The following is an 18,577-nucleotide window of genomic DNA, read 5'->3' as shown; positions in this document are numbered from 1 at the left end:
CAGCGCAGACGTCGTAGGAGAGGAAGTCCGCCGCATGGGTTCGACCTTCTGCCCGGCCCGCAGCAGCCGCAGCGACCTGGAGTGGACGGTGCTGCACGCGGCCAGGACCGCTCCTATTCGAGGGGCGGCAGGTACGGCAGGTCGTCTATCCTCCGATTCAGGTGGGACCGGCTTCGGTCCTGCCCGGAATCTTGAGGAGGTGGGTCCGGTTCCCGGTACCGACGCAGGGACCGACAACGGCCAGGCGGAGCAGCCCGAGGGCCTGGGCACGAGCGTGGGCACGTCCACGGAGTCGACCGCCGAGCGCAGCGCGCGCTTCGAGCGGGACGCGCTCGAATTCCTCGACCAGATGTACTCGGCCGCGCTGCGCATGACGCGCAACCCGGCCGACGCGGAGGACCTGGTGCAGGAGACGTACGCCAAGGCGTACGCGTCCTTCCACCAGTTCCGCGAGGGCACCAACCTGAAGGCGTGGCTGTACCGGATCCTGACCAACACCTTCATCAACTCGTACCGCAAGAAGCAGCGCGAACCCCAGCGCTCAGCGGCCGAGGAGATCGAGGACTGGCAACTCGCCCGCGCCGAGTCGCACATGTCGACGGGCTTGCGCTCCGCGGAGTCGCAGGCGCTCGACCACCTGCCCGACTCGGACGTGAAGGAAGCCCTCCAGGCGATCCCCGAGGAATTCCGCATCGCCGTGTACCTGGCCGATGTCGAGGGCTTTGCGTACAAGGAGATCGCGGACATCATGGGGACACCCATCGGTACGGTGATGTCCCGGCTGCACCGGGGCCGCCGTCAACTGCGCGGCATGCTCGAGGACTACGCCCGTGAGCGCGGGCTCGTCCCGGCCGGCGCCGGAGAGTCGAACGAAGTGAAAGGTTCGGGCTCATGAGCTGCGGAGAGCCGCACGAGACGGACTGCAGTGAGGTACTCGATCATCTCTACGAGTTCCTCGATCGTGAAATGCCTGACGCCGACTGCACCAAGTTCGAGCAGCACTTCGAGGAGTGCTCGCCGTGCCTGGAGAAGTACGGGCTGGAGCAGGCCGTGAAGAAGCTGGTCAAGCGGTGCTGCGGACATGACGACGTGCCGACCGACCTGCGCGCCAAGGTGCTGGGGCGGCTCGATCTGATCCGCTCCGGCCAGGCGGTGCCCGAGCACGACGTGACCGCGACACCGCAGGAGTCCTGACCCCCCGGGTCCTCGGAACTCCCCTCCCTGGAACGGGCTGTCGTCACTCGAACGTGCTAATCCGCCGGTCTTGAGACCGCATACCTCCCCCTGGCCGCCCTAGGCTCCCGTGCCTGAAGCGTGTGGCCGGGGAGGGGCATATGGAGGCGATACCGGCACGGACCCGTGTCTACGTCGTCTGTGTCGTCCTCGGTGCCCTGTACTGCCTGCACGGGCCGACGTGGGTGCACACGCCCTGGTGGGCGGTGGCCCTTCTCGTCTGCCTCTATGCCGGTGGCGAGCGGTTCTTCGGCTCCTTCTATCCCGTGCTCCTCGCCGGAGCCTTCCTGCTCTCACCCTCGGCCGCCGCGCTGGTCGCGGTTCCGGGGGCGCTGATCGCCCCGGTCGGCGGGCGGCAGCGCGGTCTGCGGCGGGTGTGGCGGGCGGGCCGGCTCGCGGTCGCGGTGTGGGCGGCCGCCCGGGTGCACGAGGCGCTCGGCGGGCGGGACGCCGTCGTGGCATCCGATTTTCCGTACGCGCTCGCGCCCGCCGGCGCCGCTGTGCTGACGTTCTGTCTGGCCCTGACCGCATTGGACGGTGGGATCCAGGCGATCGCCGACCACGTCCCGGTGCGGCAGGCCTGGCGGGGCCTCTTCCTGCGCTCGCTGGCACCCATCGCCGTGCATGGTCTGGCCGGGCTGATGATGGCCGTGCTGTGGCGCAGCCCGTACGGCCCGGTCGCCGCGCTGCTCGTGCTGCTGCCCATGTGCGTGTCGTGGTGGGTGTTCGCCCAGTACCACCGGGAACGGGCGGCGCACCAGGCGACGATCCGGGCGCTCGTCCAGGCCGTCGACATCAAGGACGGCTACACCCGCGGGCACAGCGAGCGGGTCGGGCATGCCTCGATGATGATCGCGCGTGAACTGGGCATGGACGACGACCGCGTAGAGGTGGTGCGGTTCGCCGGGATCCTGCACGACGTGGGCAAACTGGGCGTGCCCACGCGGCTGCTGCGCAAGGACGGCCCGCTCACACCCGAGGAGCGGCGGGTGATCGAGCTGCACCCCGAGTACGGGCACGAGATGGTCCGCGGGATCTCCTTCCTCGGCGAGGCCCGGGCCGCCGTCCTGCATCACCATGAGCGGCTGGACGGGAGCGGCTACCCCTACGGGCTGAGAGGGAGCCAGATCCCGGAGCCCGCGCGAGTGGTGGCCGTCGCGGACGCGTTCGACGCGATGACCTCGACCCGGTCCTACTCGCGGGCCCGGCCCGTGTCCGTCGCCCTGCGCGAGCTGGAGAGGTGCGCGGGCTCCCAGTTCGACCCCCGGATGGTCACGGCCCTCGTCCGAGCCGTGGACCAGTACGGCTGGCATCCCGCCGTGACCGCCGACGAAGCCCGTACGCCCGCTCCCCGCCCGCCGGTCGCCGGGGTCCCGGGGGGAGCGCACCGATGAGCGCGTCGAGACGGCCCCTCCTGCTCACCCTCGTGCACGCCTGTGCCGCCCTCCTCGCCACCGTCGGCCTGATCGACACCCTGGGCAGCGGCCTGTACGAACGCGGCACGGCCGTCGCCTTCGGGGCCCTGGTCACCCTGGGTGAGCTCACCCGGTGGACCGGAGCCGAGGGCCGGGAGGCCGCACCGCTCGGCGCCGCCGCCGCGCTGTCGTACGCCCTGCTGGGGGAGAGCGGCGGACAGCCCACCCATCACGGCGTCAGCCAGGTCGTCGGCGTCGTCCTCGCCGCCTCGCTCCTCGGCAGCGTGCCGCACATCGCGCGCGGGCGCCCCGTGTCCGACCACCTCGCCCGGCGCGTGCTCACCACCGGCTTCGCCGCCGTCTGCTTCCAACCCCTGTACAACGAGGGCACGTTCCACGGCTGGGGCACCGCCTACGCCCTCCTCCTGGTCGCCATCCTCGCCCTCACCGCGCTGTGCGACGCCCTGCTCGCCGCAGCGCTGGCGCACTCCCGCACGCGGTGGCCGTTCGGGCCACTGCTGCGGGACGAGCTGCGGGCGACGCTCGGGATCAGCTCGGCCGTCTGCGCGACCGGCGCGGTGATGGCGCTCGCGGTCGCCGTGGCCGGGCTTTGGGCGCTGCCCGTCTTTTCGCTCCCCCTGCTGCTCACCCAGATGTCCTTCCGCCGGTACGCCGGGGTGCGCGCCACCTACCGGCAGACCATCGCCTCCCTCGCCCGGGCCACCGAGATCGCCGGGTACACGCCGACCGGACACGCCCGGCGGGTGGCCGCGCTCAGCCGCGAGGTCGGGCGGGACCTGGGCCTCACCGAGGCCGAGCTCACCGTGCTGGAGTACGCGGCCCTCATGCACGACATCGGCCAGCTCAGCCTGGTGGACCCGGTGCCGGCCGGGGCCACCTCCGGGCTGCCCGTCGAGGAGCAGCGGCGGATCGCGCTTCTCGGCGGGGCCGTCGTACGGCAGACCGGGGTGAACCCGCAGGTGGCGACGGTCGTGGAGCGGCTGGCCGATCCCTGTCAGGAGCAGCCGGTCGCCGCGCGCATCGTGCGGGCCGTGAACGCCTACGAGGAGAAGGCGCGCGATGCCGGACCCGGCGGGCCGCTGAAGGCACTGGAGGAGCTGCGGCTGGGGACCGCCGGGGACTATGCGCCGGAAGTGGTGGGATCGCTCGCACGGGTGCTGTCCAGAGACTGTCTGACACCCCCTGTGGCTGGGTAACCCATGGGTAATGAGCGCCCTTCCAGCCGTACGTGGTTGGATGCGAATGAGAGGGTGTCCGGGGGCGAGCACTAGCCAGCCCACTCCACGGAACTGGCAGGCGGGAATCGTGAGGATCTTCGGCAAGGGACGGCACCGGCCCTCCGCCTCCTGGCGGCAGGCCACCGACCGGGCGTTCACGCTCATCGGCGACGGCCGGTACGAGGACGCGGGCGCGCTGCTGACGCGGGCCGCCGATCTGGAGCCCTGGCTTTCGGAGTCCTGGTTCAACCTCGCCCTGCTGCACAAGTTCCGGCACGACTGGGAGCAGGCCCGCGCGGCCGGACTGCGTGCCGTGGCGCTGCTCGACCGGGAGACCGGGGCGCCCGACTGGTGGAACGTCGGCATCGCGGCCACCGCCCTGCAGGACTGGCCGCTGGCCCGGCGGGCCTGGCAGGCGTACGGGCTGCGGGTGCCCGGCGGGGCGACCGCGTCCGGTGAGCCGGCCGGGATGGACCTGGGCAGCGCGGCCGTACGGCTGTCCCCCGAGGGGGAGGCCGAGGTCGTGTGGGGGCGGCGGCTCGACCCCGCCCGTATCGAGGTGCTGTCGATTCCGCTGCCGTCCTCCGGGCGGCGCTGGGGCGAGGTCGTGCTGCACGACGGGGTGCCCCACGGGGAGCGGACCACGTCGTCCGGGCACGCCTACCCGGTCTTCGACGAGATCGAGCTGTGGGCGCCCTCGCCGGTGCCGACCTGGGTGGTCCTCCTGGAGGCCGCCACCGAGGCCGACCGGGACGCCCTCGAGCAGCTCGCCGCGGACGCCGGGTTCGCCGCGGAGGACTGGTCGTCGTCCGTGCGGCTGCTGTGCCGGATGTGCTCGGAGTCGCGGATGCCGTCGGATGAGGGTGACGGGGAGCATCTCGACCCGCACGATCACAGTGAGCCGGGTCATCCCGGGCCGCTGGGGCATCGGACGGATGGGCAGCTTTGGGTGCCTGAGCGGGAGTGCGGGGTGGCTGCGCCGGCTTCGCTGGTGCGGGGGTTGCTGGACGGGTGGGTCGCGGACAGCCCCGATTCCCGGGATTGGCGGGACCTGGAAGAGGTCTGCTAGTCGCCGTAGGGGCGAGGACGTCTGCAGGCCGCGGCCCGTCGTGGTTGATCGCGCCCACGCGGCGGAGCCGCATATCGACACAGCCCCGCGCCCCCATGGGGCGCGTTCCCCGTACCCTGTATCAGCACCACACCCCCTGTTTTTCTGAGGAAGGCATACGTCGGTCATGGCCCAGCAGGACACCGAGCAGCAGCACGTGGGCGTGCTCCCCGTGGACGACGAGGGATTCGTCGTCGACACCGAGGACACGGAGGAGCGCGAGAACGCCTGGCGTGAGCGCGGCACCTCGCGGCCGATCACCGTCGTGGGGAACCCGGTGCTCCACAAGGAGTGCAAGGACGTCACCGAGTTCGGCGCGGAGCTGGACCAGCTGGTGGCGGACATGTTCGCCTCGCAGCGCACCGCCGAGGGCGTCGGTCTCGCCGCCAACCAGATCGGGGTCGATCTGAAGGTCTTCGTCTACGACTGCATGGACGACGAGGGCAAGCGGCATGTCGGTGTCGTGTGCAACCCCAAGCTCGTCGACCTGCCCGCCGACAAGCGCCGCCTGGACGACAGCAACGAGGGCTGCCTGTCCGTGCCGACGGCGTACGCGCCGCTGGCCCGCCCCGACTACGCCGAGGTGACCGGGCAGGACGAGAAGGGCAATCCGATCAAGGTGCGCGGCACCGGGTACTTCGCTCGGTGTTTGCAGCACGAGACGGACCACCTGTACGGCTACCTCTACATCGACCGTCTCTCCAAGCGGGAGCGCAAGGACGCGCTCCGGCAGATGGCCGAGAACGAGCCCCGGTACCCCGTGGTCGCGAACGGCTGAGGCCCACTCGACGGCCCCACGAGCCCCTCACGCACGGCGTCTGGTCAGGATCCCCGTCCCGACCAGGCGCCGTTCGTATGTCCGTCGCACGTTCGATCCCATACGTGCAGGTAGTGATCCAAATTCAGTCACATAGGGGGAGAATCTCGGCACGGTGGGGTAGTGAATGAAGCAAATCCGTTCCCGGATCGGTCAGTTGTGGTGCTGAATGGAAGCGCGGGGATATGCGACGGCGCACACCCGGCACTACGGCAGGGAGGGTGCGCGCAACTGCACAACTGGCGGCTGAGAGGGGTTTGTTCGTGCATGCTTTCTCACGCAGCACCGCATCGACACCGACGGCGGTCCCGGTACCACCATCGCTCTCTCTCCCGGTGATCGAAGCAGAGTTTCCGAGGCAACTCCATCCGTATTGGCCCCGACTCCAGGAGAAGACCCGCACCTGGCTGCTGGAAAAGCGGCTGATGCCGGCCGACAAGGTCGAAGAATATGCCGACGGTCTGTGCTACACGGACCTGATGGCGGGGTATTACCTCGGCGCCCCCGACGACGTGCTCCAGGCGATCGGGGACTTCAGCGCGTGGTTCTTCGTCTGGGACGACCGGCACGACCGCGACATCGTCCACCACCGTCCGGCCGCCTGGCGGCGGCTGAGGTTCCGCCTGCACGCGGCCGTCGACTCCCCCGTGGAGCATCTGCGCCACGGGGACCCGCTGGTCGCGGGATTCGCGGACGGTGTGGTGCGGCTGTACTCGTTCCTGCCCCGCACCTGGAACGCCCGCTTCGCCCGCCACTTCCACGCGGTGATCGAGGCGTACGACCGGGAATTCCGCAACCGCGTCGAGGGGCACATTCCGAGTGTCGAGGAATACCTCGCACTGCGCCGGCTCACCTTCGCGCACCGGATCTGGACCGATCTGCTGGAACCGAGCGCGGAACTGGAACTCCCGGGCAGCGTGCGGAGACACCCCGCCTATCGGCGGGCGGCGTTACTGAGCCAGGAATTCGCAGCCTGGTACAACGACCTCTGCTCGCTCCCCAAGGAAATCGCCGGTGACGAGGTCCACAATCTCGGACTCAGTCTCATCACGCATGAGGGGCTGACTCTGGAGGAGGCGGTGACGGAAGTCAGGAGGCGTGTCGAGACCTGCATTTCCGATTTCCTCGTGGCCGAGCGGGCCGCTCTGGAATTCGCCGACTCCCTGGCCGACGGCACGCTGCGCGGAAAGGAACTCGGCGCCGCTGTGCAGGCCTGTGTCGGCAATATGCGCAACTGGTTCAGCTCGGTCTACTGGTTCCACCACGAGTCCGGCCGGTACATGGTCGACAGCTGGGACGACCGGTCCACGCCCCCGTACGTCCACAACGAAGCGGCAGGTGAGAAATGACCGTCGAGTCTGTGAAGCCCGAGGCCCGACCCGGTGCGGCCGCGGAGCTGCGTGAACCGCCCCTCGCGGGCGGGGGAGTTCCGCTTCTCGGTCACGGCTGGAAGCTGGTCCGTGATCCGCTGGCCTTCATGGCCGCGCTGCGGGAGCACGGCGACGTCGTACGGATCAAGCTCGGGCCGAAGACGGTGTACGCCGTGACCACGCCGGACCTCACCGGCGCGCTGGCGCTGAGTACCGACTTCGAGATAGCCGGACCGTTGTGGGAAGCCCTGGAGAGCCTGCTCGGCAAGGAGGGCGTGGCCACCGCGAACGGCCCCCGGCACCGGCGTCAGCGGCGCACCATCCAGCCCGCCTTCCGGCTCGACGCGATCCCCGGGTACGGGCCGATCATGGAGGAGGAGGCGCACGCGTTGACCGAGCGCTGGCAGTCCGGGGAGACCGTCGAGTGCACCTCCGAGTCCTTCCGGATCGCCGTGCGCATGACCGCCCGCTGTCTGCTGCGGGGCGCGTACATGGACAAGCGGGCCGAGCGGCTGTGTGCCGCGCTCGAAACCCTGTTCCGCCGCATGTACCGGCGGATGGTGCTCCCGCTCGGGCCGCTTTACAAGCTGCCGCTGCCGGCCAACCGCACATTCAACCGCGCTCTGGCCGATTTCCATCGCCTGGTCGACGAGGTCATCGCCGAGCGCCGGGCATCTGGTCAAAGGCCGGACGATTTGCTGACCGTATTGCTGGAGGCGCGGGACGAGAATGGCGAGCCCATCGGGGAACAGGAGATCCACGATCAGGTCGTCGCGATATTCACCGCGGGCATCGAAACCGTGGCTTCCACGATCTTGTGGCTGCTCCAGGTGCTCGCGGAACATCCGGAACACGCCGACAAGGTGGGCGCGGAGGTCGAATCCGTCACCGGCGGCAGGCCCGTGGCATTCGAGGACGTCCGCAGCCTCCGGCACACCAACAATGTCGTAGTGGAGGCGATGCGTTTGCGCCCGGCGATCTGGATTCTGACGCGCCGGGCGGTGGCCGACACGTCACTCGGTGGCTATTGCATTCCGGCCGGGTCCGACATCGTCTACAGCCCCTACGCAATCCAGCGCGACCCGAAGTCGTACGCACACAACCTTGACTTCGACCCCGACCGCTGGCTTCCGGAACGCGCCAAGGACGTACCGAAATACGCCATGAGCCCGTTCGGCGTCGGCAACCGCAAGTGTCCGAGCGACCACTTCTCCATGGCGATGCTGACGCTGATCACGGCGGCGCTGGCCACGAGGTACCGCTTCGAGCAGGTGCCCGGCTCGAACGACGCGACCCGGGTGGGCATCACACTCCACCCGCACAAGCTGCTGCTGAGGCCGGTGCCGAGGGACTAGCGCCGGCCGTCACGGTCACGCGGCGGTCGGTCCCTGGAACGTCCTGCGGTAGGCGTTCGGGGTCGTCCCCAGCGCCCGTACGAACTGGTGGCGCAGCGCGGCCGCCGTGCCGAACCCTGTCCGGCCGGCGATCGCGTCCACCGTCTCGTCCGTCGCCTCCAGCAACTGCTGGGCCAGCAGCACCCGTTGGCGCAGGATCCAGCGGTAGGGAGTCGTGCCGGTCTCCTGCTGGAAGCGGCGGGCGAAGGTGCGCGGCGACATGTGCGCACGCTCGGCGAGCTGCTCGACGGTGACCTCCTCGTCCAGGTGCCGCTCCATCCACGCCAGCACCTCGCCGACGGTGTCGCACTGGGCGCGGGGCAGCGGGCGCTCGATGTACTGGGCCTGTCCGCCGTCCCGGTGCGGCGGCACCACCATGCGCCGGGCGATCCTGTTGGCGACCTCGGGGCCCTGCTCCTTGCGCACGATGTGGAGACAGGCGTCGATGCCGGCCGCCGTGCCGGCGGAGGTGATCACCGGGTCGGCGTCGACGTACAGCACGTCCGGCTCGACGACCGCCCGCGGAAAACGCCGGGCGAGCAGCTCGGCGTGCCGCCAGTGGGCGGCACAGCGCCGCCCGTCGAGCAGCCCGGCCGCGCCCAGCACGAAGACACCGGAGCAGACGCTGAGCACCCGGGCGCCTCGGTCGACGGCCCGGCGCAGCGCGTCGAGCAGGTCGGGCGGATAGTCGCGGGTGACGTTCGCGTCCGAGGCCGGTACGGCGATCAGGTCGGCCTCCTCCAGGCGCTCGAGCCCGTACGACGTGGAGACGGTGAGCCCGCCGACATGCGTACCGAGCGACGGCCCCTCCGCCGAGACGACGGCGAAGTCGTACGTGGGCAGGCCCTCGTCGCTCCGGTCGAGGCCGAACACCTCGCAGACGACGCCCAGTTCGAAGGGATGCACACCATCGACGAGGACGGCGGCGACGTTCTTCAGCATGCTGCCAAGTGTGCCTCATCGGTGGCAGTAAATCGAGGTTCTACGGCAGTCCTGCCACTGTTCGTAAGGAGTGTCAGGCGCGACAGTGGTGTCATGACTACGGAACAGACAGAAGGACTGATCTCCATGCTCACCGTTCTCGGCATGTTCGTCCTCCTGGTCCTCCCGTCAGTGATCGGGATCATGCGCGACCGGCGCATCGACCGCCAGATCAGGGAGGCCCAGGAGCGTCACACCCGCCGACAGCGCTTCGCGCGGGCGGCGTAACCTCTCCTGCACCAACAGGGGAGGATCATGAGACACAGACTGTGGGCCGTGGCAGGCGGGGCGGCAGCCCTGGCCCTGCTCACGGCCACTGGCGCCCATGCCGAGGGCGAGGGCGACATCCGGGTCACCAAGACCGTCGTCAACAACGGCAAGAACGTCATCGTCGGCACGACGAAGACCGTGAAGTACCCGATCGCGATCACCATCACGGACGATTCGGGCGTCAAGAAGATCACGGATCTGAGCACGTTCAACACGTCCAACGCGTACGGCTTCGCGACCTGGGACGGTGACTCGTCCTGTGTGAAGAAGAGCGCGACCACGTCCGTCTGCACGGGCACGATGACCATCGACCCCGCCTGGATCCCTCACAGCGACGACATCGACTCCAACAGGGTCGCCGGCGAGTGGCAGGTCAACGCGACCGTCAAGGCGAACGACGGCGACTACTGGATCTCCGACCGTATCGCCCTCTACAAGGTCAAGCGTGCCTCGAAGCTCACCACCGACGCGACCCCCGAGCCCGTCGCCAAGGGTGCCTCGCTCACCGTCAACGGCAAGCTGACGCGGGCCAATTGGGAGAACCTGGAGTACCACGGGTACACCGGGCAGCCGGTCAAGCTGCAGTTCCGGCCCGCCGGGGGCGCCCACTACAGCACGGTGAAGACCGTGACGACGGGCACCCACGGCAAGCTCAGCACCAAGGTCACCGTCACCTCGGCGGGCAGCTGGCGCTGGTACTTCCCCGGCACGACGACGACCGCGCGGGTCGTGTCGGCCGGGGACGCGGTGGCGTTGAAGTAGCCGCGGGCTAGAAGTCCTCGTCCAGGTCGACCGTGCCCTCCACGGCGACCTGGTACGCCGACGGGCGCCGCTCGAAGAAGTTGGTGAGTTCCTGAACGCCCTGCAGCTCCATGAAGGAGAAGGGGTTCTCGGAGCCGTACACCGGAGCGAAGCCGAGGCGCGTCAGGCGCTGGTCGGCGACACACTCCAGGTACTGCCGCATCGAGTCGGTGTTCATGCCCGGGAGGCCGTCACCGCACAGGTCGCGCGCGAACTGCAGCTCGGCCTCGACGGCCTCCCTCAGCATGTCGGTGACCTGCTGCTGGAGTTGGTCGTCGAAGAGCTCCGGCTCCTCCTTGCGGACGGTGTCGACCACCTCGAACGCGAAGGACATGTGCATCGTCTCGTCGCGGAACACCCAGTTGGTGCCGGTGGCCAGACCGTGCAGCAGGCCCCGGCTGCGGAACCAGTAGACGTACGCGAAGGCGCCGTAGAAGAACAGGCCCTCGATGCACGCGGCGAAGCAGATCAGGTTGAGCAGGAAGCGGCGGCGGTCCGCCTTGGACTCCAGCCGGTCGAGCTTCTCCACCGAGTCCATCCACTTGAAGCAGAACTCGGCCTTCTCGCGGATGGAGGGGATGTTCTCCACGGCCGCGAAGGCCGCCGCGCGGTCCTCCGGGTCGGGGAGGTAGGTGTCGAGGAGGGTCAAGTAGAACTGGACGTGCACGGCCTCCTCGAAGAGCTGGCGCGACAAGTACAGGCGCGCTTCCGGGGAGTTGATGTGCTTGTACAGCGTCAGCACCAGGTTGTTCGCCACGATCGAGTCGCCCGTCGCGAAGAAGGCGACCAGGCGGCCGATGAGGTGCTGCTCGGCGGGGCTGAGCTTGGCGAGGTCGGCGACGTCCGAGTGGAGGTCGACCTCCTCGACGGTCCAGGTGTTCTTGATGGCGTCCCGGTAGCGCTCGTAGAAGTCGGGGTAGCGCATCGGGCGGAGAGTCAGCTCGAAGCCGGGGTCGAGCAGGTTCTGGTTGGACATTACTGGCAGGCCTCGCAGGACTCGGGGTTTTCCAGGGAGCAGGCGACGGCGTCGGGCTCGGCGACCTGCTGGACGGGGATGGTCTTCTCGGGCTGAGCTTGGGCTTGTGCCGCGCGGGCGATGCGGGTCGCCGGGCGCGAGCGCAGGTAGTACGTCGTCTTCAGGCCCTGCTTCCAGGCGTACGCGTACATCGAGGAGAGCTTGCCGATGGTCGGCGTCTCCATGAAGAGGTTCAGGGACTGGGACTGGTCGAGGAACGGGGTCCTCGCCGCCGCCATGTCGATCAGGCCGCGCTGCGGGATCTCCCACGCCGTGCGGTACAGGGCCCGCACGTCCGCCGGGATCCAGGCGAAGTCCTGCACCGAGCCGTTGGAGTCGCGCAGGGCCTCACGGGTGCGGGCGTCCCACACGCCCAGCTCCTTCAGGTCCTTCACCAGGTAGGAGTTGACCTGGAGGAACTCGCCGGAGAGCGTCTCGCGCTTGAACAGGTTGGAGACCTGCGGCTCGATGCACTCGTAGACGCCGGCGATGGAGGCGATGGTGGCGGTCGGCGCGATGGCGAGGAGGAGGCTGTTGCGCATGCCGACTGTCGCGATCCGCTTGCGCAGGGCCGCCCAGCGCTCCGGCCAGCTCAGCTCGGCGTCGTAGTGGTCGGGGTGCAGGACACCCTTGGCCGTACGCGTCTTCTCCCAGGCCGGCAGCGGGCCGCTGCGCTCGGCCAGGTCGGCGGACGCCTCGTACGCGGCGAGCATGATGCGCTCGGCGATGCGGGTGGAGAGCGCCTTGGCCTCGGGGGAGTCGAAGGGCAGACGCAGCTTGAAGAAGACGTCCTGCAGGCCCATCGCGCCGAGGCCCACCGGGCGCCACTTGGCGTTGGACCGGCCCGCCTGCTCGGTCGGGTAGAAGTTGATGTCGACGACACGGTCGAGGAAGGTGACGGCGGTGCGGACGGTGGCGTCCAGCCGCTCCCAGTCGATGTCGTTCCCGTCCACGAAGGCGCCGAGGTTGACCGACCCCAGGTTGCAGACCGCCGTCTCCCCGTCGTCGGTGACCTCCAGGATCTCGGTGCAGAGGTTCGAGGAGTGGACGACATGGCCGGGCAGGGCCGTCTGGTTGGCGGTGCGGTTGGCGGCGTCCTTGAAGGTCATCCAGCCGTTGCCGGTCTGCGCGAGGGTGCGCATCATGCGGCCGTACAGGTCACGGGCGGGGATGGTCTTCTTCGCGAGCCCCGCCGCCTCCGCCTTCCGGTACGCCGCGTCGAACTCCTCGCCCCACAGGTCGACCAGCTCGGGCACATCGGCCGGTGAGAAGAGGCTCCACTGCTCGTCGGCGTTGACCCGGCGCATGAACTCGTCCGGGATCCAGTGCGCGAGGTTCAGGTTGTGCGTACGGCGGGCGTCCTCACCGGTGTTGTCCCGCAGCTCCAGGAACTCCTCGATGTCGGAGTGCCAGGTCTCGAGGTAGACGGCGGCGGCACCCTTGCGCCGGCCGCCCTGGTTCACGGCGGCGACGGAGGCGTCGAGCGTCTTCAGGAACGGGACGATGCCGTTGGAGTGCCCGTTGGTGCCGCGGATCAGCGAACCCCGGCTGCGGATGCGGGAGTACGACAGCCCGATGCCGCCGGCGTGCTTCGAGAGGCGGGCGACCTGGTGGTAGCGGTCGTAGATGGAATCCAGCTCGTCCAGCGGGGAGTCGAGGAGGTAGCAGGACGACATCTGGGGGTGCCGGGTGCCGGAGTTGAAGAGCGTGGGGGAGGAGGGCAGGTAGTCGAGGCGGCTCATGAGCCCGTAGAGCGCGGCGACTTCGTCCAGGGCGCGGACGGTGTCGTCCTCGGCGAGGCCTGCGGCGACACGCAGCATGAAGTGCTGGGGCGTCTCGATGACCTTGCGGGTGAGGGGGTGCCGGAGCAGGTAGCGGCTGTGCAGGGTGCGCAGGCCGAAGTAGCCGAAGCGGTCGTCGGCGGCCGGGTCGACGAGGGCGTCCAGGCGGGCGGCGTGCAGGCGCACGAACTCGGCGGTCCGGTCGGCGATGAGGCCCTCCCGGTGCCCGACCGCGACGGACTCGGTGAAGGACGTCACGCCCTGCGAGGCGGCCTCGGCGGCGATGGAGATGGTCAGCAGCCGGGCGGCCAGCCGGGAGTAAGCGGGGTCCTCGGAGATGAGACCGGCGGCCGCCTCCGTGGCCAGCTCGCGCAACTCGGCCTCGTCGGCCCGGGCGGACCGGCCGCGCAGCGCGGCGGCGGCGACCCGGCCGGGGTCGGCGTCGGGGAGGTCGGCGGTCAGCTCGGTCAGGATCCGCAGCAGCGCGGCACCGGGACCGTCGGTCGCCGCCATTGCCGCGGACGGCACTGCTGAGGCCGGGTCTGCTGGCGCGATGGTCACGTGGGGGCTCTCCCTCGCTCGGCACGGGGGCCTCGCACGAGGGCAGGGGGCAGCACACGAGCGCACACGGCGTCGCGTCCACCGGCCCATTCCACGAGGCCCGGACGTCAGGGCACGCCGACCGGATGGCCGGGTGCACTGTCGGCAGGTCCTCGGACTGACTCCTGCGCACGACGATTCCGGGAAAAGACATGCACAAGTACACCGTTGCGGGACAGTTCCGGATTCGCACCGGATTCCCCTGCGGCGACAGCGAGCATGAGCATACATCTTGTGCTCACCCGCCACGCCACCCCCAGATGTTGTGTCGCGGTGGTTTCAGAGCGTCAACTCATAGGTGAGGAGAGTGATGTCGTCGAGGTGCGGGATCGGGTTCCAGTCCCGGTCGGGTGTGCGAGCGAAGCCCAGACGTTCGTAGATGCGGTGGGCGCCGTGCATGGTGCGCTGGGTCGACAGGACGATCCGTAGGCAGCCGTCCGTGGCCCGTGCGCGGTCGATACAGGCCCGCACGAGGGCCTCGCCGACGCCCCGGCCGCGTGCCTCCCGTGAGACCGCCAGCATGCGGATCTCCGCCTCGCCGGGGCCGGCTATGTCGGCCATGGGGCCGCCGGACGGCACGAAGGTGACGCCGCCGACGACGCGGCCGTTCTCCACGGCGACCAGCACCTCGGCGGCGGCCGTCCGCTTGGCCACGTCCCTCAGTTCGCCGAGGTACTCGTCGCTGTGCCCGAAGTCGAGCAGCCCGTCCTGGAGGTAGGCCTGCGCGGTGATCTCACCGAGGGCCTCGTACTCTCCGGGTTCCACCTGCCGGATCACGATGTCCATGGGCCCGAGTCTGCCGGACGGGGACGGCCGCGGGCCCGGGGTTTTTCGACCGGGTTGCAGGGCGGGCTGGGAGTGCTTCCATGGAGGTAGGCGTCGGCGCCCGCGGTCCCTCCGTTTCGAGAGCCCTTCTCGGAAGGAGACGCATGATGACGAGAGTCGTCCGCCGCCCGCCCGGCAAGGAGCGGCCGCGCAACGCGCCGATGGCGACGCTGGCTCCGAGGAGGGCGGGCAGCTGGGCCAGGCGCGGGTTCGTGGGCCACTGGCACTCGCTGACGATCCGTCTGGAGGCCCGCCGCGGCACGACGCGTCCCAAGAAATGGCGCAGGTGGATCTCGTACACCAACGTGGCCAGGGCGGGGTGGGTACTCGGCGCGCTCGTGGTGCTCGGTTGGGTCGGGGCGGGTGTGCACATGCTGATCGCCGACGGTCCGACGACCATCGAAAAACTGCAGGACGAACCGGGGGTCGACGCCCTCGTGCGGTTCATCGGGCCGGTACTCACCGCTTCGGTCGCCGCCGCGCTCTTCCTGTTCTGGTGGTACCGGTGGACCAAGCGGCGCTACCTCGCCAAGGCCCGGGTCGATCCCCGTCGGCTGGTGCCCACCGCCGGACCGGACACCGCCGAGATCGTCGGCCGCGAGGAGGTCGCCCAGGTCATCGCCGAACGGCTGCGGGAGCGTGACAACCGCCGGCCCTATCTGCTGGTCGGCGGCGTCGGCGTCGGCAAGACAGCCGTCCTGGTACGGCTCACCGAGCTGCTGGCCCGGCAGAACGCCGTGCCCGTGCCGATCCGGCTGCGGGACGCGACCGACGGAACCGACCTGGACTTCGAACGCATGGCCAGACAGCGCTTCGCCGACGAGGCACCGCGCGGCATCCTCGCGCGCGGCAAGACCGAGCGGGTCTGGCAGCAACTGCTCGCCGACGACAAGCCGGTCGTCATCGCCGACGGACTGGAGGAGGCCCTCCTCGGCGACGGCCTCCAGCAGAACCGGGACAACATCATCCGGCAGGCCATCGAGCGGGCCCACGAGGAGAAGCTGCCCCTCGTCATCGCCTCGCGGCCGCACAGCCCGCTGGAGAGCACCTCCGCGGCGATCGTGGAGCTGGAACCGCTCAGCGAGGAGGAGGCCCTGCGCTTCGTCCAGGCGCACGTCCCGGAGACGGACGAGCGCCGCGTGGACTGGATCGTCGAGACGGCGGAGGTGACCGAGTCACCCGTCTATCTGCAGATCGCCCGGGAACTGCACCGCCACGGAGCCCTGGAGCACGACCGGCCGGACAACGACCCGCAGCACATGAACACCCGCAGCCGGGACCGCGGCACGCTGCGGCTGTGGCTGCTTGAGACGTGGGACGAGGCGCTGTGCCAGGGCCGGCTGCGCCAGGACGTCACACTGACCCCGCAGGAGCGCCGTGACACCCTCGAAGCTGTCTCGGCCCTGGCCTGCGTGGGGCTGATCCAGGACAAGCTGGAAGTCGGCTTCGGGGAGCTGCTGAACACGGACGTCCACCCGGGTCCGGCGCGGCGCGCGCAGGCCAGGGCCGAGCACATGTGGACCAGCCGGCGCGGCTTCGACCGGTACGGCAGGCGCGGGAACGTCCTCTCCGAGTGGCACCGGCAACAGATCTGGGACGTGCTCTGCGAGCGGCTCGGCGAGGAGGAGAGAAGGCGGCTGCGCGAGGGCAACATGGACCAGTGCCGTGCCGTCCTCGCCCGCTTCGCGAGCAACGCGGACAAGCTCGCTCTGGTGGAGGGGTTCGAGCGCAAGGTCCGCTTCCCGCACAGCATCATCCAGGCCTACTTCGGCTACCGCATCCTGAACCAGCTGGGCGAGCGGGGCGCCGGAGACCTCGTCGAGCAGGCGCTGCAGCCGCCCGGCCCCAGTCGCGAACTGCTCATCGCCCTGGTGCTGTTGTCCCGCAGGCGGGCGGCGAAACTCAAGGCCCGACGGGGCGGTGTCCGCGTCGAGATGAAGAGGGAGATCGAGGAGCTGGTCCGCCAGTCACCCGTGCGGGGACACACCTTGGCCCACCGGCTCTGCAGGGCCGCGGACCGCCGCACGGACGACCCGAAGGCTCTGGATCTGTACGCGGCCGCCATGGAGATCGAGAGCGTGGAGGACGATCCGAGACTGCTCAGCGGCATCGTGGAGAGGGCGCGCGAGAGCTGGGCCGGGTTCAAGGGAGACCAGCGCACCCTCGACGACGCGAAACTGAGGCTGCTCAAGCAACTCGGAGCCGCACTGCGGAGCGTCTCCGACCGGATCGACACCACCCCGCTCTACGAGCAGCTCTTCGAGATCGGCGTACAGGAGCCCTCCTACTCCATACGCCTGGCCGCCGCCCAGGAGTTCGGCACGGGCGGCAACCCGGCGTTCGCCCTGATCCGTGCGCGGGTCGGGCTCAACTCCGACCCCGTGCAGGAGTACAACGACCGGCTCGGCGAGTTGAAGGCCTGGAAGCGGCAGGAGTACGAGCAATGGGCCGAGCGCATGGGCGTGGCACGGGCCGCCGCCCCCTCCCGGGCCAGGTCCGAGCGCATCGCCCGGTTGCAGCGAAAGCGGCGGGAACTCAACCGGGACTACCGGCAGAAACGGGTCGATCTGTTCCGGGAGTTCGTGATGCGTGCCTGGCTGATCCCCATGCTGCTGGGCTCGGTCGACGAGGCCCACCGTGACGAGGCCCGGGAACGCCTCACCAAGTGGCTGCGCCACCTCGACCCGAACGCCGCCGGCGGCGTCCCCGACCTGCCGCTCGCCCTCGAAGCCGCACTGGCCCAGGGCTTCAAGTACGCGGCCAACCGGCGCAAACGGCACCCGCACGCCTACCCGGGCGGGCGCGCCGACCTGATCCGCCAGGCCGAGACGGTGCTGCAGCAGTCCCGGTGCTGGTATTCGCAGATCATCCTGCTCCAGGCGCTGTGCCTGTGGGAGCTCCCGGACAGCGTGAGCAGCCATGAGCGGAGCGCGGAGTCGACGGCGGGCAAGGACGGTGACCGCGACGGCGGGGGCGAGCCCGGCCAGGCGATGGGCGGGGCGACCGCCGTACAGACCGTGGAGCGCTGGCTTGCGATGGCCGGCACGGCGAACAGAGCGCACGGCCATCCCGGTGCGAACGGCGACTCGCCCCGACGGCTGCTGCATCCGTTCGTCGCGGAGGCGGGCGACCTGGTGGCGCTCGCGCTGGAGACCGGGCAGCCCGAGCGCTTCCTGTGGATCGACGAGAAGGGCGTCGCCGACAACATCGGCGCGCGCACCGGCAACCCCGAGGGATACCGCAAGCACAGCCTGTGGATCCCGCCCTCGGTCGGCTGGAGCACCCTTGACGCACGCGCCCAGCGTCTCGTCGCCGACATGCTGGTGATGCTGAACCTCATCGACCGGGACGGGCACCCGGACGAGGTCGAGGAGCGGATGGCCCGCGTCGAGCAGCCGGGGATGCCGCTTCCGCCGTGCATCCGCAGCGACCGCGGGCCGCTCCGGCCCGACCTGCGGGCCGGCATCTCGGACCCGCCCGCGCCGGGCAGCACCTGTCTGCCGGACTGCAAGTTCCAGCTCTGCCCGTACCCGCCCCGGGGCTGTGTACCGCGGGGGGAGATCCGGGAGCCGTTCTGCCGCCAGCAGCAGGCGCTGTTGCCGGGACGCGTGCGGCGGTGGCTGCCCAGGGGGGTGCGCAGGAAGACGCCGAACTGGGTGAGTATGCGCGTCCGCGAACTGGACGATTTCTGGGACGCGATGGCCAGACGGACCAGGGACTAGGGCCTGC

At 69.9% G+C, this 18,577-nt stretch carries 15 protein-coding genes and 1 riboswitch; of the genes, 11 read left to right on the top strand and 4 right to left on the bottom strand.

The genetic code is table 11. The features are described 5' to 3' along the window. Positions 1-199: 199 nt before the first annotated feature. The 8 genes from sigR to ACZ7L6_RS11070 all read left to right on the top strand — a co-directional run bounded on the left by sigR (position 200) and on the right by ACZ7L6_RS11070 (position 8,536). Positions 200-895: an RNA polymerase sigma factor SigR gene (sigR, locus tag ACZ7L6_RS11105; RefSeq protein WP_128434547.1), complete on the top strand. Its 696-nt coding sequence runs from the start codon at positions 200-202 to the stop codon at positions 893-895. Next, complete coding sequence (gene rsrA / locus ACZ7L6_RS11100; protein WP_093906706.1) at positions 892-1,194, top strand: mycothiol system anti-sigma-R factor; 303 nt, start codon at positions 892-894, stop codon at positions 1,192-1,194. The genes sigR and rsrA overlap by 4 nt, the downstream gene beginning before the upstream one ends. A gap of 140 nt (positions 1,195-1,334) precedes the next feature. Then, the gene (locus ACZ7L6_RS11095) at positions 1,335-2,627 is read left to right on the top strand and encodes an HD-GYP domain-containing protein (RefSeq protein WP_471922241.1); all 1,293 of its coding nucleotides are present in this window, start codon (positions 1,335-1,337) and stop codon (positions 2,625-2,627) included. Beyond that, positions 2,624-3,865 (top strand): HD-GYP domain-containing protein, encoded by a 1,242-nt coding sequence (locus ACZ7L6_RS11090; protein ID WP_471922239.1) that lies wholly within the window; start codon positions 2,624-2,626, stop codon positions 3,863-3,865. The genes ACZ7L6_RS11095 and ACZ7L6_RS11090 overlap by 4 nt, the downstream gene beginning before the upstream one ends. Before the next feature lie 109 nt (positions 3,866-3,974). Further along, on the top strand, positions 3,975-4,955 hold the full coding sequence (locus tag ACZ7L6_RS11085) for a tetratricopeptide repeat protein (RefSeq protein WP_471922237.1): 981 nt from the start codon (positions 3,975-3,977) through the stop codon (positions 4,953-4,955). Positions 4,956-5,121: 166 nt separating this feature from the next. Further along, a complete protein-coding gene (def, locus tag ACZ7L6_RS11080; RefSeq protein WP_471922235.1) occupies positions 5,122-5,772 on the top strand; it encodes a peptide deformylase in 651 nt (216 codons plus the stop codon). A gap of 302 nt (positions 5,773-6,074) precedes the next feature. Continuing rightward, a complete protein-coding gene (gene cyc1, locus ACZ7L6_RS11075) occupies positions 6,075-7,160 on the top strand; it encodes an epi-isozizaene synthase (protein WP_471922233.1) in 1,086 nt (361 codons plus the stop codon). Continuing rightward, a complete protein-coding gene (locus tag ACZ7L6_RS11070) occupies positions 7,157-8,536 on the top strand; it encodes a bifunctional albaflavenone monooxygenase/terpene synthase (RefSeq protein ID WP_471922230.1) in 1,380 nt (459 codons plus the stop codon). The genes cyc1 and ACZ7L6_RS11070 overlap by 4 nt, the downstream gene beginning before the upstream one ends. Positions 8,537-8,551: 15 nt before the next feature. Here the strand turns inward: ACZ7L6_RS11070 and ACZ7L6_RS11065 are convergent, their stop codons facing one another. Beyond that, positions 8,552-9,517 carry a helix-turn-helix domain-containing protein gene (locus tag ACZ7L6_RS11065; RefSeq protein ID WP_471922228.1) on the bottom strand — a complete coding sequence of 322 codons (966 nt, stop codon included), beginning with the start codon at positions 9,515-9,517 and terminating at the stop codon, positions 8,552-8,554. A 93-nt stretch (positions 9,518-9,610) separates the two neighbouring features. Between ACZ7L6_RS11065 and ACZ7L6_RS11060 the strand changes: the two genes are divergently transcribed. Beyond that, complete coding sequence (locus ACZ7L6_RS11060) at positions 9,611-9,784, top strand: hypothetical protein (RefSeq protein WP_471922226.1); 174 nt, start codon at positions 9,611-9,613, stop codon at positions 9,782-9,784. Between the two features lie 27 nt (positions 9,785-9,811). Beyond that, on the top strand, positions 9,812-10,588 hold the full coding sequence (locus ACZ7L6_RS11055; RefSeq protein ID WP_471922224.1) for a hypothetical protein: 777 nt from the start codon (positions 9,812-9,814) through the stop codon (positions 10,586-10,588). A 7-nt stretch (positions 10,589-10,595) separates the two neighbouring features. Here ACZ7L6_RS11055 and ACZ7L6_RS11050 read toward each other — a convergent pair whose 3' ends face one another. The 3 genes from ACZ7L6_RS11050 to ACZ7L6_RS11040 form a co-directional block, all read right to left on the bottom strand. Continuing rightward, the gene (locus tag ACZ7L6_RS11050) at positions 10,596-11,603 is read right to left on the bottom strand and encodes a ribonucleotide-diphosphate reductase subunit beta (RefSeq protein ID WP_471922222.1); all 1,008 of its coding nucleotides are present in this window, start codon (positions 11,601-11,603) and stop codon (positions 10,596-10,598) included. Beyond that, positions 11,603-13,984, bottom strand: coding sequence for a ribonucleoside-diphosphate reductase subunit alpha (locus tag ACZ7L6_RS11045; RefSeq protein ID WP_471922220.1), 2,382 nt, complete (start codon positions 13,982-13,984; stop codon positions 11,603-11,605). The genes ACZ7L6_RS11050 and ACZ7L6_RS11045 overlap by 1 nt, the downstream gene beginning before the upstream one ends. A 126-nt stretch (positions 13,985-14,110) precedes the next feature. Continuing rightward, positions 14,111-14,285: riboswitch (cobalamin riboswitch) on the bottom strand. Between the two features lie 17 nt (positions 14,286-14,302). Beyond that, positions 14,303-14,809 carry a GNAT family N-acetyltransferase gene (locus tag ACZ7L6_RS11040; protein ID WP_471922218.1) on the bottom strand — a complete coding sequence of 169 codons (507 nt, stop codon included), beginning with the start codon at positions 14,807-14,809 and terminating at the stop codon, positions 14,303-14,305. 143 nt (positions 14,810-14,952) lie between these two features. On the opposite strand from ACZ7L6_RS11040, the gene ACZ7L6_RS11035 reads away from it, so the two are divergent. Next, positions 14,953-18,570, top strand: a complete 3,618-nt coding sequence (locus ACZ7L6_RS11035; RefSeq protein WP_471922216.1) for an NACHT domain-containing protein — start codon at positions 14,953-14,955, stop codon at positions 18,568-18,570. Positions 18,571-18,577: the final 7 nt, after the last annotated feature.

It is taken from the genome of Streptomyces sp. NPDC107522 (assembly GCF_055657525.1).
Note: the sequence above shows the minus strand (reverse complement) of the source record. Positions and strands in the feature narration are given on the sequence as shown.

What these genes read in the sequence shown, in the direction of transcription:
- ACZ7L6_RS11055 (WP_471922224.1), top strand. Translation starts at nt 9,812, where the DNA reads ATGAGACACAGACTGTGGGCCGTGGCAGGCGGGGCGGCAGCCCTGGCC.
- ACZ7L6_RS11065 (WP_471922228.1), bottom strand. Translation starts at nt 9,517, where the DNA reads ATGCTGAAGAACGTCGCCGCCGTCCTCGTCGATGGTGTGCATCCCTTC.
- ACZ7L6_RS11090 (WP_471922239.1), top strand. Translation starts at nt 2,624, where the DNA reads ATGAGCGCGTCGAGACGGCCCCTCCTGCTCACCCTCGTGCACGCCTGT.
- ACZ7L6_RS11070 (WP_471922230.1), top strand. Translation starts at nt 7,157, where the DNA reads ATGACCGTCGAGTCTGTGAAGCCCGAGGCCCGACCCGGTGCGGCCGCG.
- rsrA (WP_093906706.1), top strand. Translation starts at nt 892, where the DNA reads ATGAGCTGCGGAGAGCCGCACGAGACGGACTGCAGTGAGGTACTCGAT.
- ACZ7L6_RS11060 (WP_471922226.1), top strand. Translation starts at nt 9,611, where the DNA reads ATGACTACGGAACAGACAGAAGGACTGATCTCCATGCTCACCGTTCTC.
- ACZ7L6_RS11050 (WP_471922222.1), bottom strand. Translation starts at nt 11,603, where the DNA reads ATGTCCAACCAGAACCTGCTCGACCCCGGCTTCGAGCTGACTCTCCGC.
- def (WP_471922235.1), top strand. Translation starts at nt 5,122, where the DNA reads ATGGCCCAGCAGGACACCGAGCAGCAGCACGTGGGCGTGCTCCCCGTG.
- ACZ7L6_RS11035 (WP_471922216.1), top strand. Translation starts at nt 14,953, where the DNA reads ATGATGACGAGAGTCGTCCGCCGCCCGCCCGGCAAGGAGCGGCCGCGC.
- ACZ7L6_RS11095 (WP_471922241.1), top strand. Translation starts at nt 1,335, where the DNA reads ATGGAGGCGATACCGGCACGGACCCGTGTCTACGTCGTCTGTGTCGTC.
- ACZ7L6_RS11040 (WP_471922218.1), bottom strand. Translation starts at nt 14,809, where the DNA reads ATGGACATCGTGATCCGGCAGGTGGAACCCGGAGAGTACGAGGCCCTC.